The organism is Spirobacillus cienkowskii, from assembly GCF_037081835.1.
Lineage (GTDB): Bacteria > Bdellovibrionota_B > Oligoflexia > Silvanigrellales > Silvanigrellaceae > Silvanigrella > Silvanigrella cienkowskii.
Window position 1 is genome coordinate 1,516,258 of sequence record NZ_CP146516.1, and the last position, 16,099, is coordinate 1,532,356.

Sequence of the window (16,099 nt, forward strand, 5' to 3'; positions counted from 1 at the left end):
CAAGTTCTTTTTGCATTAATTAAGTTTTATGCTATCTTCTCAATTTATTATGAAAATTTAGGAGACTTTGAATGGAATTTAGAAACGAAATCATACCGCAAGACATTTTCCAAAACTTCATGAATGTCACACCTAAACACTTACATAATCAAAAACTAAATTTTCAACGAATTTCTATACATCATTCACGTATTTTATACGCAATAAATAATAATATTCAAACAACAATCCCTATTTCTGATGCATGCACAATCGAAAATGGGGGCATTATATCAAATGCCGTATTTAACGAAATTACCAATAACACTGATTTAAATTTTGTTAAATCAACATGTTTAAAACAATGGATCCGCAATTCTTTGGTAACATGTATTCCTGCTGCAGGAGCTGCTGCACGTTTTTTTTGTGACTTACAAAAATTAATAAATTCAATTGAAGAAACAGTTCCTGAATTAAAAAAACTTATTAATAAAAATGAAATTATTATTAATGAAAAAAGAAGAAATCAAATTATAGATTATTTAAATAATTTTATTTTGAGTTCTTTTTTAGAAAAAACTATGAATTCAAAATTATATAAAAATAACAATACTATTTTTGATACTGTGAATTTTATAAAATCACAACTATTTAATAAAAATACAATTATAAAGTCACAACACATTAACAATATTTTGGTAACATATACAATTTCTAATTTTATACTAGAAAACTATCAAAACATCCCTAAAGCTTTACTTCCTGCTACAAATGAGAATGATACTTTTTTAAAGCTTAAAATTATAGAACAATTTCATCTTTTTCATTCTTTAGGAAATGTATTAATTGTGCCACCAGAAATGAAAAATAATTTTGAATTAGAAATTCAAAAAATAATATCTAATTTTACCGATCAAAAATATATATCCAACATTGATAATAATGTAAATTATAAAAATTATGTCAATAACTGGATTGTTTTAGAACAAGGTTTTGATTTATCAACAATTCGCTTTCATATAGATGGAAAGCCTTACCTTGATTCAAATGGAAATATTTCTCTTGTTTCTGCAGGACATGGAGAGCTTATTCACCTTTTTAATGATATCGCAGATAGCTTTCCGGAAGCTGAATGTTTGCACATCAGAAATATTGATAATATTATTGGAACACAAGAAACGCAGCAAGATGCATTGCTAAATTTAAGTAAAGTATTTAAAGTAGTGCGCCAGTGTCTAGAATATTTGCGGTTACAGATCCAAATCATAGTAGAAAATAAAAATAATCTCCATAAAGCTAAAATTAGTGACATTGAAGTTTTTAATATTCTGCTTTATTTTTCTAAGCTTATAAATAATAATTCTTTACATAAAGAATTATTAAATTGTTATCAACAAGAACAATCTATTTCATTTTTGTTAATTATAAAAACTCTTGGACAACTATTTCATTGGCCATTAGATGAATTTCAAAATTATAATATAACAACATGGATACAACTTTTAGATAAATTAGAAAATCCTTTATCCGTTTTTGGCGTTGTTCAAAAAGAAAAAAATGATACAGGAGGCGGTCCCGTTTTTGTAAAGTTACAAGACAACTCAAATATTAAATTATGTCTAGAAATGCCTCATGCCTCAGAAAATGATTGTAAAAATTATTTTGGTGACAATGGTAAAGTCACTCACTTTAATCCTGTATTGGTATTTTTTGAGTTAAGAACTCATGATATTTCTAAAAATGAAAAAGAAAAAATAGGAAAAAAAGTTAATTATGCAAAACTTTTTGACGAACGTTTTTGGTTATTAACACAAAGGGAACACATGGGGAATCCAGTGTGTTACCATGAAACTGTGTTGTATGAACTTATTGGAAACTCTGCAGTAACAAATTTATTGTTTATTGAAGTTCCTCGTTCTCTTTTTCATCCACACAAATCTTATGCAGACACCATAGGTAAAAGTAGGCACTCTTATGGATTTGACGAAATTATTTCTTAAATCAAAACATGGAATTATTGATGCACAATTACAAACAAAGCAAGTAGCTCTTACCTTATTTTCTGCTCTTAAATCTCAACTCGAACAAGATTTAAAATATTTAACATTGCAAAAAGATCTTGATGATGATCTTTTTTTTAGTAAAGTTCAAATATTATTTGGCCAGTATTCAGACGAATCTAAAAATAAAACAAATACAACACACAAAGACAAACGTTATTTATTTATATATATCCCAGGAAATGCTGGATTTTTAATTGAACCAAATACAACTTTTGATACTTTAAATATGTACAGAGCAACCCGTGTTTATCAACATTTAGGAAGCACTAAAGAAGACAATGCTTTAACCCCCTATTTTGTGCTTAAAAGTGATATTATTGGGGAATTTAAAATACTGGATGAAAACTATGTGAGAGTTTCTGACAATCAAAAAACGTTATCTGTAGCACAAATGAGCGAAATGCTAATACTTTTATCGGACTCTATGAAATAACACCTTTGAAGTTTCACTATACTTAACACCAATAATAATAGAAATTAAAACACAAAATATCCCTAAAAAAGTATTTAATCCAAAAGGCTCGTTAAGTAAAAGTATTGCAAATACTGCAGCGCTAATAGGAACAACTCCTGTTAGTAATGCAGCAGTACTAGTGTCAATTTTAGCGATCCCTTTATTATAAAATACGTAAAACAAAGCCCCGCTAAATAATCCAATCAAAAAACTAAATACCCAAATATTAGCCTCTAAAGTAAAGATATTAAAACCATTACAACAATAATAAATAAAAAAAGGCAAACACACTATTGCATTGAATAAGTTTATGAGCAATCCAGAAACTAACGGACACACTTTGATATTGATCATTTTTGCAAATACAGTAAATAATGCTTCAGGTATCATAGCAATAAAAACAATAATATTCCCAATCACCATACTTGATGAACCTAAAACATGAAGTGATAACTCACCATTAAGATGTATTTTATTAATATTTAAAAACATAACACCGATAAAAACTAAAACAATTGAAGCCAGATGCACTCTTTTTAATGGGTATTTTAAAATAAAAAAAGAAAATATTGCTATCAATGTAGGAAGAGAACTCCCAATAATACCGACAGATGTTGCTGTTGTTTTGTCAAGACCTAAAATATAAATTAAATTAAAAATCACCCCACCAGATAAAGCCATTAATAAATAAACTATCCAGTCTTTTTTAGAAAATCTTTCTTTAGTTAAATAAAAAGCAAAATTTCTTTTAACAATGTAAGTAACAAAAAACAAAATTAAAATTCCAAATAAATAACGAATTTCAAGCAAAACCAGAATAGGCACCTTACCGACTATAAATTTATTTAAGACAACGTTAATGCCAACAAATAAGTTGGCAAGCAGCATCTCAAAAACACCTATTAAATAATTTTTACTCAAATGCACGTTCACAATTCACCTTTTTCGATAAATTTGTCATTATTTCTTATACAAGAAATTTTAAAAAATCAATAGAAGGCTTTGACGTGACATTTTTTCTAACAAAGTTAAAAGCATCGATTTCTTGCCAATAATCTTCTTTTTGAGCGATAAATCTTCGGTAAGCTGAAACGGCTTTCATACCAGCTGTCTCATTGAGAGAAAGCAGCACATCTTCTGCATAGTCAAGCAGAGCATGAGAAATTTCGAGATTGTTGATGTCGGATTTTTTTATATTATTCAAATCAATATGAAATTTTTTTAAAATTTTCCAGGTATTTCTTCTGGTTTTATTGTTTTTTAATAATGCATAAAAAAAAGCGACGGGAGCTAAAGAATGCTCAAAAGGCTGCGCATCAATATGACGAATTTCTAAAAAATCACGCAAACGGAGATCGGGAAATAAAGTTGCCAAATGATTTTCCCAACTTTCAATTGTTGGCCTTGTCCCTTTATACCCATTCTTAAACCATTGCTCAAAAGTTAACTCCTGGTACAATGGCTGCTCGTGAATTGGTAAACCCTCAATAAAAAAGACATACGCTTTTTTGGCCCACTGTGCATACGCACATTCTATATTTTCTGCAAACAATAACTGAGCGGGTATTCTTGAACGAGAGGGATCCATTTTTTTCCATATTTCTTGGCGTTCCGAATAAGTCGTTATTTTTTTATTTTTGAAAAATTTTGAATTTGCAAAAAGATGTCTAGTCAGAGGAATCAGAATTAAGGTTAAATTCACGGCATCTTGCCAGTTTTTATCACCAAAAATGTCTAAATTTGCTTGAACTGTTGCTGTATGCCGCATCATGTCTATACCGCGTAATTGCGGTGCAGACTGAAAATAACGCGTCATAATTTGATAACGTTCTTTTGGCAATAATAAAGGGTGATCATCTAAAGCGATTGGATTTGTGCCATGCGATAAAAAAACCAAATTTCCATCTGAAGCAGTTTCAATAATTTTTAATCCATGAACAACATTTGTCACCAAATCAGAAATTTTTTCGAACGGAGCCGATGAAAATTCTAACTGCCCACCTGGTTCAACGCTCACATTTCCTCCCTCTTTAAAAAAAATATCTGTAATTAAGGAGGAGGATTCGTCGTATTTAATTTTTAAAGGATTAGACACTTCTGCAATACGTTTTAAAAAGGCTTGGATCTCAATTTTTGAAGAGGAGGTACCAATTGGAGATAAAGTTTGCGTGTCATAGGCATGCATTTCCATTTCTATGCCTATTTTTTCTGTATCTTTTCGAGTGCTTTTAATACTTTGAACCCAAACTCGAGAACACAATTTATCATCTAACTGAGTAAAATTAACCATTAAAAAAAGCTCCGCATTAAAAAACAAAAAGATAACCTATTTTTTTTGTACAATAGGATCAAGTTGCAGAGCAAAATCAGAAACGCCTTCAGTCCGCAGTGCATCCATAACTGTTACAACTGAGTTATATTCCGCACTTTTATCAGCACTAATCATTGCTACAATTTTTTGTTTTAACAGAATTGCATTTTTTGCTATTTCTTTTAATTGTTCTATGGCAACAATTTTTCCATCCAGCATAATGCTTCCATTTTTATCGATAGAGATATTAAAAGTTTTTTGATTTTCTAACTTTTCTGCAGAAGCTGCTTTAGGAAGTTCGAGTTTCATGCCTTTATTCACTAAAAAATGCGCTGTTACCATAAAAATAACAAGCAACACCAAAACCACATCAACAAATGGAGTGATATTGATGTCAACAATTGGCTCATCATCGCCACCAATTTTATTGCTACCAGCCATAAACAAACACCTCAACTTTATTTTTTATTAGAACCTAAGTGGGTCATGATAATCCGAGACGTTGCATCACTGTTTGCTATTTTCTTTTTTATAGAGCGATTAAAAAAATTGTAAGAAACAACAGCTGGTATTGCCACCAAAATTCCAAGGGCAGTTGCCACCAATGCCTCAGAAATTGAAGACATAATAACCTCGGGGCCGGGATTTGCTGCGGTAGCAAGTGCATGAAATGCTTCTATAATTCCAATTATTGTACCAAATAATCCAATAAATGGTGTATTGCTGCCTAATGTTCCTAAAACAACCGTCCCTTTTTCTAACTTAGTTTTGGCTGCAATCATTGTGGCGTTCATGGACTCTTCTGCGGCTTTCATACTATCTTTAGCACGCATTAATCCAATAGCAGCAACATTTGCTTCAAGCATTTTGTGTCCAGAACACCATGCTGACGTTTGCTCAATAGGCTCAGAAGAATTTAGCCGTTCTGTCAGATTTTTAATAAACTCTCCAAAATCTCCTCGAGTTTTTTGCAATGCAATAATGCGATCAATAATAATAGCTAGATTTAATATGCTACACAAAATCAGCAAATACATCACCCACTGTGCACCTGTTGCTAATGCGATTTTCAAAAATTCTTGGGTTACATTCATGATTTTTCTCCGCAAAGTTGCTTTTTGCTTTAACTTAAACTGTAAATTCTAAGTTTTCGTAAATATCAACCAAATGTTCTTTTGCTCTAGGCAATGCAGGGCGTTGTAATGCGATTTCAACATCTGTGACGTATTCTATTTTGCGAATTCCGCAAAGCACACTGGTCACCCCTGGATACCAAGCGAGAGTTGCGACAACATATTGAGATAAGGTTGCATCATCATAGCCTGGCACATCTTCTAATTGCATTTTTGCTAATGCTTCCAAATCATGAGCGAGTTTTGACCAATTTGCCAACCCTCTTTGCATCCCCTCATCCAAATCTTGTGTCTCTTTTTGATTTATATTAGGTCGCGTCAAACGAACAAGCCCATCATTAAACATCGCATTAAAAGGACGGTTGATCATGACACCGATGTCATTCTTTTGGGCATAAGACAAAGTGGATTCACCAGTACCCTCAATGTCATACAAAGCGGGCGAAACTTCTAACCAGTTCATTGGCATTTGCACAACTTTAAAATGAGAATCAGACGAAATTGATTTGGCAATATCATGCACTCTTTTAATAGAAACAGCAGAAAATTCTTCGATGGGAGCACCTAAGTTATTAGAGCTGATGCCATAAGACTTTATTTTGCCACAAGCAACAAGTTGCTCAAGGCACATAAAACTCTTTTGCAGTCGTTCATAAAAAATAGTGTGTGCTTCTTCTTGCGCCATGCCATCAAGTTCAAAACGTTTCAACATATATTCAGGATTGTGCAACAAATAAACGTCTAAGGTTTCTATACCGAGACGACTTAAACTTCGATCAATTTGATCGTAAATAAAAGAAGGGTGAATGCAATGCCACGTTTCTTCGCCAAATTTACTAATTTCTTGAAAACCTTTTCCTTGTAATTCTAGCGATTTTGCTAATTCTATGTTTGCCCCTTGTATGTAGCCAACTTTTGAGACCAAGACAATATTTTCTCGTTGAATCACTTTTTCTGCAATCAATTTACTCAACGCTTTGCCAATTAATAACTCAGACTGGCCGTATCCATAATTAGAGCTAGTATCAATTAAATTTAACCCTTTACGCAGAGCGGTTTCTAAAGCATTCGCCGATTCGGGAAAGCCCAATTGTTTTGCAAAACCAACTCGATATGTGCCAAATCCAACAGGAGAAACCTTAGGGCCTCCTTTATATAAAGATCGTCTGCGTGATTCAAAAACACGCCCCAAACTTTGCGAAGACGGTTGTGTTGCATCGGCTGTTGCAAAACCAAGATGACAAGACATAAATATTTCCTTTGTTTTAATAAGTCTGACTCAATCCCTGCATCGGCGAGACGCGAGACGCCTTCCATGCAGGGTATAATGCTCCAAAAAATGAAAGCAAAATAGAGGTAAACAATGCGATGAGAATCAAATGCGAATCAATTTGTACCGGAACTTTTTTGAGATAATAAAATTTTTGAAAATCTCCTAAAGGTATTCCAGCAAATATTTTTAAAATAAGAAGACCGGATAATACGCCTGTCAAAGAACCCAATACACCCAAAACAAATCCAGAACACACAAAAACTCGAATTATAATAGATTTTGTAGCACCTAATGCGCGCAGCAACGAAATGTGGGGAGCTCTATCCATAACTGTTAAACTTAATGTAACAATAATATTAAATCCAGCGACAAAAGAAATAATCAAAACAATAAGTTTTATTGCAGTTCCATCACGTTCAATTTGCTCAAATAAACCTCTATCAATTTGTTGCCAAGCAATGACATTATAAGGAAGCAAACTATTTAATTCTTGAGAAACGGACAAGGCATCATCTAAATTTTGTAATCGAATTTCAATACCACTTGCCCAGCTTTCTACTCCAAACAGTTTAACTCCATCTTCAAAATTCATGAGAACCTGTTTTTTATCATACTCAGACAAACCCGTACTAATAAAACCTGTGACAAATAATTTGTTATAGCGAATGCCTACCCGACCATTTTCATGAGCAAAAGTCATGAGAGTGACCGTATCGCCAATTTTCGCATTTAAAGAATCAGCCAATTCACTACCTAAAATGACATGCGGCAGCAATTCTGGAGTAGAGGTATCATCTTTTGTATTTCTTGAGCGATCAATCAGTGGGCTTATTGCATTTAGGGTTTTTAATGCATCAATAGGATTGATGTATTTTTGCAAACTGTCTTTTGATGATGATGCTGTGCCTTCTATAGCACGAATATAAACAGCTGACGTCTGACGCCCTAATCCCATCACAGACTCCTGATAAATAAAGCGACTCATTGAATGAATAGGCGCAGGAATGATGGACTCTAATTTTTTTTCAAACTGCATTGGATTGCTAATTCCAGACTGAGAATAAATAATAATATTAGGATTTGTAGAAGAAATTATGCTTTTTAATTCTGATTGAAAACTATTTAAAATAGTAATGACGACCAAAAATGCGGCAACACCAAAAGCAATTCCTAGCACTGAAACTATTGAGGTAAAGCTTAAAAATTTTGAATTTTTCTTACAAATAAAATTTAATGCAAGTCTTAATATCAAATTCACTTCTTAACCCCATGAATCAAAAATTACTTTTTTTGAATTGACTCTTTACGCAACTTTAAAACGCAGAGACTGTCAGCAATTTTATCATTTACCACATACTTTTTTTATCGAAAGGGGAAGAACATAAAAATTATACCTAAATGACTCGAGTTTTAGTCCTTGACAAACAAACTAGGAGTCTCATCTTAACAACGATGGGGGATTGATCTTCTCCTCAATTATATAGAATTGAGTCATAAAAAGACTTATATTATAATAAAAAAAGGAGTTATAATTTATGGCTCTCCAATTGACACATAGAGCACAACAAGCCGTCAATGAATCTCATGCCTTAGCAAAACAAAACGGCAATCCAGAGCTGACACCTGCCCATATTCTCTATACGATTTTTAAAGAAGAAGAAGAAATTGTTAAAATGGTGTGTCAGCATTTAGGAATTAAAATCTCTAATGTAACAGGAGAATTTAAAAAAATCATTGATCTTTTACCAAAAGTTTCTGGAGGAAACGATCCAACCAACAGCCCTTTTTTAACCGCCTACTTAGAATCTGTAGAAAAAATACGAAAAGAGTTACGCGATGAATTTATTTCAATTGAACATTTTTTAATTGCTGCGCCAATTAGTAAACAACAATCCTTAAATTCACTATTTCAAAAACTTAATTTAGATTCTAGTACTTTACAAAAAGCTGTTTATAGCATCAGAGGTAACAATACCGTGACAGATCAATCACCCGAAAATAAACTTGGCGTTCTAGAAAAATACGCTCGCGATCTTACAAAATTGGCTGAAGAAAATAAACTTGATCCCGTAATTGGCAGAGACAGCGAGGTCAGACGCGTTGTGCAAATTCTCTCGCGTCGTACCAAAAATAATCCAATTTTAATTGGAGAACCAGGCGTTGGTAAAACAGCCATTGCAGAAGGTCTCGCACAACGTATTATTCGGGGAGATGTCCCTGAAACCTTAAAAAACAGAAAAATTCTTGGTTTGGATATTGCATCACTGGTTGCCGGCGCAAAATTTAGAGGAGAATTTGAAGAACGCCTTAAAGCTGTTTTAAAAGCAGTGCAAGATGCATCGGGAAAAATTATTTTGTTTATTGATGAAATTCACACAATGGTAAAAGCTGGTGGAGGCGAAGGCTCAATGGATGCAGGAAACATGCTAAAACCAGCACTTGCCAGAGGTGAACTGCGCTGTATTGGTGCTACAACTCTTGATGAATACCGAATTATCGAAAAAGATCCTGCTTTAGAGCGTCGCTTTCAACCTGTTATGGTTCATCCACCAAGCGTAGAAGATACGATTACAATTTTACGTGGTTTAAAAGAAAAATATGAAATTCATCATGGAGTCCGCATAAAAGACAATGCGCTCCTTGCTGCAGCCACATTGTCTGATCGTTATATTCCAGATCGCTTTTTGCCAGATAAAGCAATTGACCTTATTGATGAAGCGTCAAGTCGCCTTAAAATTCAGCTTGATAGTGTTCCCGAAAAAATTGATACAATTGAGCGTAAAATTTCGCAATTTAAAATTGAATTGGTTGCTTTGTCAAAAGAAACAGATAAGCAGTCAATAACTAAAAAAAATGAAATTGAAACCCATTTAAAAGAACTCGAAGTTGATGCAAAAAATTTACGCGAAAAATGGCAGCTTGCCAAAGGAAGCGTGAATGAAATCAATCAACTTAAAAAAGAAATTGAAAATGCTAGGGTGCGCATGGAAGAAGCAGAAAGACATGCAGATTATGCTCGTGCGAGTGAAATTAAATTTGGTGAAATGCCCAAATTACAAGAACGCCTTCGCTCACTGACCAACACCGCATCAGATTCTAAAAATAGTGACGCCTCTGTGTATTTAAAAGAAGAAGTTGATGCAGAGGATATTGCAGCTGTTGTTTCAACCTGGACAGGGGTACCTGTCCAAAAATTATTTTCTGCAGAAAAACAAAGACTACTTCAATTAGAAACAGAACTTCAAGAAAGTGTTGTAGGACAAGACCATGCACTCCGCGCCGTCGCAAATGCGATTCGTTTGACGCGCAGCGGCTTGAAAGATCCAAACAAACCTATGGGATCTTTTTTGTTTTTGGGCCCTACAGGTGTGGGAAAAACAGAAACCGCAAAGGCGCTTGCAAAAAGTTTATTTGATTCTGAAAAATCAATTATTAGAATTGATATGTCTGAGTATATGGAACAACACTCTGTGGCTCGATTGATTGGCGCACCTCCAGGTTATGTTGGTTTTGAAGAAGGCGGACAACTGACTGAAGCCGTTCGCCGTAAGCCTTATTCTGTGGTGTTATTTGATGAGATTGAAAAAGCCAACCCTAAAGTGCTCAACGTTTTATTACAAATGCTTGATGAAGGGCGGCTGACAGATGGCCAAGGGAGAACAATTAATTTTCAAAATTGTATTGTAATCATGACAAGCAATATCGGTGCACATCGTATTTTAGAAGCACCACCACATGAGCGCGATCACACAAAACTAAAAAATGCTGTTATGGAAGAATTATTACAGTTTATGCGTCCTGAACTGTTAAATCGTATTGATGAAACCGTTATCTTTAATGCATTGAGTGAAACTGTAATTGAAAAAATTGTTTCAATTCATGTTGCTAAATTAAATGCTCGTTTGCTTTCTCAACAACACATGCAACTCGAAGTGACTCCGCAATTGATTTCGCGCATTGCTCAAGAAGGCTGGGACATTAATTTTGGGGCGCGTCCTTTAAAACGCTCACTACAAGAAAAAATAGAAATCCCTCTTTCAATAGAATTATTAAACGGAAAATTTAATGAAGGAGATATCATTTTTGCTCACGAGAATGAAAATCAAGAAGTTGTTTTTACGAAGAAATAAAGTAAAAATCAGCTAGCTAATACACTTCAAACTATTCTTATCAATTACTTTTTTGCCCTACATTACATTAGTGTGGTAAAATAACAAAAAAATATCTTTAAAAATTTTTAATAAATTCAGAGAAAATATTTTTGATATATTTTCATCCTTATAGATAAAAATTAAAATTTCTAATATGTTAATTACATTTTTACGAAAGACTCTCTATTGAATAAATTTTCACAGATCATATACTGTATTCTGTGAAAGAAGGATATTTATCTGATCTTAAATTAAGAATTTTTACTTAGGATATTGACATGCTAGAATATAATATTTATTGTGATGAAAGTTGTCACTTGGAAAAAGACAGAAATAATGTGATGTTTATTGGAGCATTATGGTGCCCTAAGTCTGAGGTTATAAGAGTCAGTAATGAAATTAAAGAAATACAGTCTAAATATAATAAAAATTCAGAATTGAAGTGGAGTAAAGTTTCTCCTAAAGACAAAGAATTTTATAATAGTTTATTGCAATATTTTTACAATGAATCAAATCTATTTTTTAGAATAATTATTATCAATAACAAGAATAATCTTGATCACGCTGCTTATAATGGGAATTCTCATGACAATTTTTATTATAAAATGTACTATTTATTATTAAATAAAATTATAGATCCCCCAAATAAATACAAAATATATATCGACAAAAAAGATACAAAAAGCGCTATTAAAACAAAACAGCTTAAAAAAATTTTAAGAAATAGCATTTATGATTTTCAAGGGGATTACATAAATGACATAAGAATTGTTAATTCTCAACAAGTGAGATTATTACAGCTTGCTGATTTATTAATAGGAGCTGTTTCCTATGCAAATAGAAATTTAAATGGAAATATCGCAAAAGTAAGCTTAGTTAACTATCTGAAAAAACAAACTTCATCAGATTTAAAATCAACTTTACCATTTATGAATAAAAAATTTAATATATTTTCTTTTTTTCCAAGGATATCTTGTAAATGAATAAAGAAAGGTTATTATGGTTACCCGACCCACTTATTTTAGAACCATGGAACACTAATACTTATGAAAGTTTATATCAAATATTTTGTGAAGACTTTAAGAATAAAAATAGACCTTTATTTTTTAAGGATGAAAAAATAATTATATTTAGTTCAAATAATTTTTTATCTGAAGGCAAAGAAAAAATTTTTTGGCATATTACAGATAAAGATGACCGTGCTTATTCTGAAAGACTACCTGATATTAGAAGAGCTGAAAGAATTAACTGGATAAGACCTATAATTGAAAATTATACAGACAATCATGTAAATTGTTTTGATTATTTAGAAGCTAATGGAAAAATTAAAACATATTTATGGTTAGAAGGTTATGATTTTGTTGTAATACTTGGTCGTTTAGAGAGAGCTAATTACACCTTAATAACTGCTTTTTATATTGGCTATGAACAAAAAAGATCTGAACTAAAGAAGAAATCATTAACAAAAAAAGCCCCAGGCTGAACGAGGGGCTATCTCCTTCTACACTAGGCAGATGAGCTACTTATACTATCGTACAAAATAAAAAAAAATTCAAGTCAATTTTAAATATTTTTTATTAAGTTGCTGATTTTATAGCAAAATTTTTCTATATAAAACAACAAATTACCATTATAAACGCACCAAAACATCATAATACCTTAAAAACAATAAGATTTATATTTACACAACACAATAACTAGATATAATCATTATATAATAATTTTTTTAACTTAAAAAATAACTATACATATAATAGAGGTTGCGAATGAAATTAGTTTCACTTTCTCTTATAATTGATTAATTTTTAATATTAGTATATCGTGAAGTCTGTAATTATGTGCTAATATTACTATTACACAAATATTTTTATTAAACAAATGCTATTATTATTATTTTAGAATCAGTAAGATATATTTAAGCACGACTAGATTAAATTAATTATTTAAAAAATAAAAATTTTTTAATAAAACAACAAAAAAACTTCTACCTGAAAAAAATTTAGGAATGTTTAAAAATTAACAAATCACTAGATCATTTTTAACAATAGTTAGTTTGTGTGTTTTCTCATTAGTGACTTTAAAAAAACTAGGTGTAACAAGTGTATTTTTTTTAAAAATAATAAAAAATTGAGGAAGATATGTACAACTTTGCAATGATAGGCAACTGCAATGTTTCTGCACTTATTGCTACAAATGGTGATATCGCATGGTGTTGTCTTCCAAACCCAGATTCAGAACCAGTTTTTGGAAATATGCTCGATCAGAATGGTGGCGTTTTTAAAATTACAGTTCTTGAAAAAGAACTCACATTATCGCAAAATTACATAAAAAATACAAATATTGTTGAAACCATTATCAACAATAAAGAAAATAAAATATCAATTGTTGATTTTTCACCAAGATTTTACAAAAACGACAAAATTTATATGCCAAAAATACTCGTTAGAAAAATAATTCCTTTAAGTTTAAATCCCAATCTTAAAATTTTAATTCAACCCGTTGAGGGATGGAATAAAAAAAAATCTCAATTCAAAATTTGCTCTAATTTTTTAAACTTTAAATTAAGCAAAGGTGAGCTAAAAATTTTTAGTTCTTTAGATTTATCTCAGTTAAAAAATGAGTTTACAATTTCTATATCAAAACCAATCTACTTTGTATTAGCCTGGGACGACGAAGAAATATTATTGAATCACATTGAACAAGATTGTGAAGATTTGTTCTCGCAAACTTTAAAATATTGGAGAAACTGGGTAAAACACACATCTTTACCTAGTCTTTTTCAACGCGAAGTCATTCGCAGTGCCTTACTATTAAAACTTCATTGCCACGAACCTTCTGGAGCAATTTTAGCTTCAATATCAACAAGTTTACCAGAAGAATGGAACGCGAATCGCAACTGGGATTATAGATTTTGCTGGATTCGCGATGCCTATTTTACAATTATTTCTTTTTATAAATTAGGACATTTTGAAGAAATTATCAGCATCTTAAAATTTATTTTAAAAATAATAAAGAACTTAGATGAAAATCAAATCATATTAAAGCCAGTTTATGCAATTGATGGCACTCTTCCGCTCCCAGAAACTGAAATCAAAAATTGGACAGGTTATCAAAACAATTCTCCGGTCAGAACAGGAAACCAAGCTGCCGAACATATTCAAAATGATGTCTATGGAGAAGTATTAAATATATTATTGTTGTTATATTGTGATGAAAAATTTATAGAATTACGCGATGACTATTATATTGAAATTATAGAACAACTTTTATTAAATTGCTACCATTTGCGCAACGTTCCTGATGCAGGAATATGGGAAATACGCAACAATTGGACTGTGCACTCATTCACCTCAATTATGTCTTTGCATGCAATAAAAAGAGTAAAATTTTTACTTAACAGAAAAATACTACAATTTAAAAACAACAATATGTATAAAATATTTGAAGAAATTGAAGAGAGCTTGTTAAAATGTGTTAAAGACAAAATTTTATTTGGTGATATAACAACTCAATTTTTAGATGCAAGTTCCTTAAATATTATTAAATACCAGCTTTTAACTAAAGAAATTCAAAAAGAAACTTTACTTAAAATATTTCAAGAACTCTCATTTAACAATAAATCATTAAATAATTTTAGCTTTATTTATAGGTACAAAAAACTCGATGATTTTGGAATTCCTAAAACTCCATTTTTGCTTTGTTCTTTTTGGTTTATTGAAGCACTCACAAAACAAAATAAATTTTTTATAGCTAGGCGTGCATTAAAAAATATTTTAAGAGCAAGTAATCATGTTGGGCTTTTTGCAGAACATTTTTGTCCGCAAGAAAATTTACAATTAGGAAATTTTCCGCAGTGTTATTCTCATGCTGGATTAATTCATGCTGCTTTTGCTGTGAGTCCTTCTTGGGATGATATTGAACATTAATTATGCATTTTATGCATCAATTTCAAAATATTTTTTTACGCATTGGAGCGCAAGTGCATCTGTTGAATCCATGATAAATAATGATTTTTCTCCAATTTTATTATTTAAGCAAGGGGTTAAATCGGTGCATGCTGAAATAATACTATCACAATTATTTTTTTCGCAATATTCGTACAATGACTTCCATAAATTTTTAGAATGAGTTGAAAGTCCTGTTTGCTTTATTGAGATCACAAGCTCAGATACAATATTTTGCAAGGTTTCATCATGAAAAAAAGTCACCGCAGCTTTTTTGAGTTCCTCTTGATAATAACCTGTTTTTATTAATGGTGTTGTTGCCAAGAGAGCAGGGAATGTGTATTTTTTAGGCATAATTTTTATAGTTTCGTTAACGATATTAAGCACAGGCACATCGATGAGACTTGAAATAAAATCATAATAGGTATGCGCATAATTACTTGGAATTGCCAAGTAATTGACTTTTGCTTGTTTTAAACTTTCAACTCCTTTTTGAATACAGTTTTTCATGGAACCATGATCGATATTTTCTACTGTATAAGATGGAGTTGCAAGAGAATAAATTAACATATTTGGATAATCAGAATCATTTTTAGCCCCATATAGTTCATGGGAATAATGTATAACTTTTTCTAAAAAAGAAATCATACTACGAGGACCCATGCCTGCAAGTATACCAACAACAATATTTGAGGACATGATTTATTACTCCATTTATTCTGACAAATGCTAATCATAACGTTAAAATCGTATGAGTGTAAAAGCAAAACGTATAGTAGATTTTTAAAATT

General features: G+C 31.6%; 13 protein-coding genes. 6 read left to right on the forward strand and 7 right to left on the reverse strand.

The window, feature by feature from the left end:
• Positions 1-71 precede the first annotated feature (71 nt).
• Together Spiro2_RS06635 and Spiro2_RS06640 are read left to right on the forward strand one after the other, a co-directional pair.
• Positions 72-1,979: a DUF4301 family protein gene (locus Spiro2_RS06635; RefSeq protein WP_338634884.1), complete on the forward strand. Its 1,908-nt coding sequence runs from the start codon at positions 72-74 to the stop codon at positions 1,977-1,979.
• Positions 1,954-2,475, forward strand: a complete 522-nt coding sequence (locus tag Spiro2_RS06640) for a hypothetical protein (protein ID WP_338634885.1) — start codon at positions 1,954-1,956, stop codon at positions 2,473-2,475. Before Spiro2_RS06635 ends, Spiro2_RS06640 begins: the two co-directional genes overlap by 26 nt.
• On the opposite strand, the gene Spiro2_RS06645 is transcribed toward Spiro2_RS06640, so the two are convergent.
• From Spiro2_RS06645 to Spiro2_RS06670, 6 genes are read right to left on the reverse strand one after another with little or no spacing between them, the layout of a single operon-like run.
• Positions 2,455-3,423, reverse strand: coding sequence for a DMT family transporter (locus Spiro2_RS06645; RefSeq protein ID WP_338634886.1), 969 nt, complete (start codon positions 3,421-3,423; stop codon positions 2,455-2,457). The two genes, Spiro2_RS06640 and Spiro2_RS06645, sit on opposite strands and share 21 nt — an antisense overlap.
• Positions 3,424-3,463: 40 nt before the next feature.
• Complete coding sequence (locus Spiro2_RS06650; RefSeq protein ID WP_338634887.1) at positions 3,464-4,786, reverse strand: glutamate-cysteine ligase family protein; 1,323 nt, start codon at positions 4,784-4,786, stop codon at positions 3,464-3,466.
• 36 nt (positions 4,787-4,822) lie between these two features.
• Entirely contained in the window at positions 4,823-5,248 is a 426-nt protein-coding gene (locus tag Spiro2_RS06655; RefSeq protein WP_338634888.1) for a biopolymer transporter ExbD, read from the reverse strand.
• A gap of 17 nt (positions 5,249-5,265) precedes the next feature.
• Positions 5,266-5,901, reverse strand: coding sequence for a MotA/TolQ/ExbB proton channel family protein (locus tag Spiro2_RS06660; RefSeq protein ID WP_338634889.1), 636 nt, complete (start codon positions 5,899-5,901; stop codon positions 5,266-5,268).
• Between the two features lie 34 nt (positions 5,902-5,935).
• Complete coding sequence (locus tag Spiro2_RS06665) at positions 5,936-7,189, reverse strand: aldo/keto reductase (RefSeq protein WP_338634890.1); 1,254 nt, start codon at positions 7,187-7,189, stop codon at positions 5,936-5,938.
• A gap of 16 nt (positions 7,190-7,205) precedes the next feature.
• Positions 7,206-8,471, reverse strand: a complete 1,266-nt coding sequence (locus Spiro2_RS06670) for an ABC transporter permease (protein ID WP_338634891.1) — start codon at positions 8,469-8,471, stop codon at positions 7,206-7,208.
• A gap of 277 nt (positions 8,472-8,748) precedes the next feature.
• On the opposite strand from Spiro2_RS06670, the gene Spiro2_RS06675 reads away from it, so the two are divergent.
• From Spiro2_RS06675 to Spiro2_RS06690, 4 genes are all read left to right on the forward strand, one after another.
• The gene (locus tag Spiro2_RS06675) at positions 8,749-11,343 is read left to right on the forward strand and encodes an ATP-dependent Clp protease ATP-binding subunit (RefSeq protein WP_338634892.1); all 2,595 of its coding nucleotides are present in this window, start codon (positions 8,749-8,751) and stop codon (positions 11,341-11,343) included.
• 299 nt (positions 11,344-11,642) lie between these two features.
• Entirely contained in the window at positions 11,643-12,347 is a 705-nt protein-coding gene (locus Spiro2_RS06680; protein WP_338634893.1) for a DUF3800 domain-containing protein, read from the forward strand.
• On the forward strand, positions 12,344-12,847 hold the full coding sequence (locus tag Spiro2_RS06685; protein WP_338634894.1) for a hypothetical protein: 504 nt from the start codon (positions 12,344-12,346) through the stop codon (positions 12,845-12,847). Before Spiro2_RS06680 ends, Spiro2_RS06685 begins: the two co-directional genes overlap by 4 nt.
• A 655-nt stretch (positions 12,848-13,502) precedes the next feature.
• Positions 13,503-15,290 (forward strand): glycoside hydrolase family 15 protein, encoded by a 1,788-nt coding sequence (locus tag Spiro2_RS06690; protein WP_338634896.1) that lies wholly within the window; start codon positions 13,503-13,505, stop codon positions 15,288-15,290.
• Between the two features lie 9 nt (positions 15,291-15,299).
• Here the strand turns inward: Spiro2_RS06690 and Spiro2_RS06695 are convergent, their stop codons facing one another.
• Positions 15,300-16,007, reverse strand: a complete 708-nt coding sequence (locus Spiro2_RS06695; RefSeq protein WP_338634897.1) for an aspartate/glutamate racemase family protein — start codon at positions 16,005-16,007, stop codon at positions 15,300-15,302.
• Positions 16,008-16,099 lie beyond the last annotated feature (92 nt).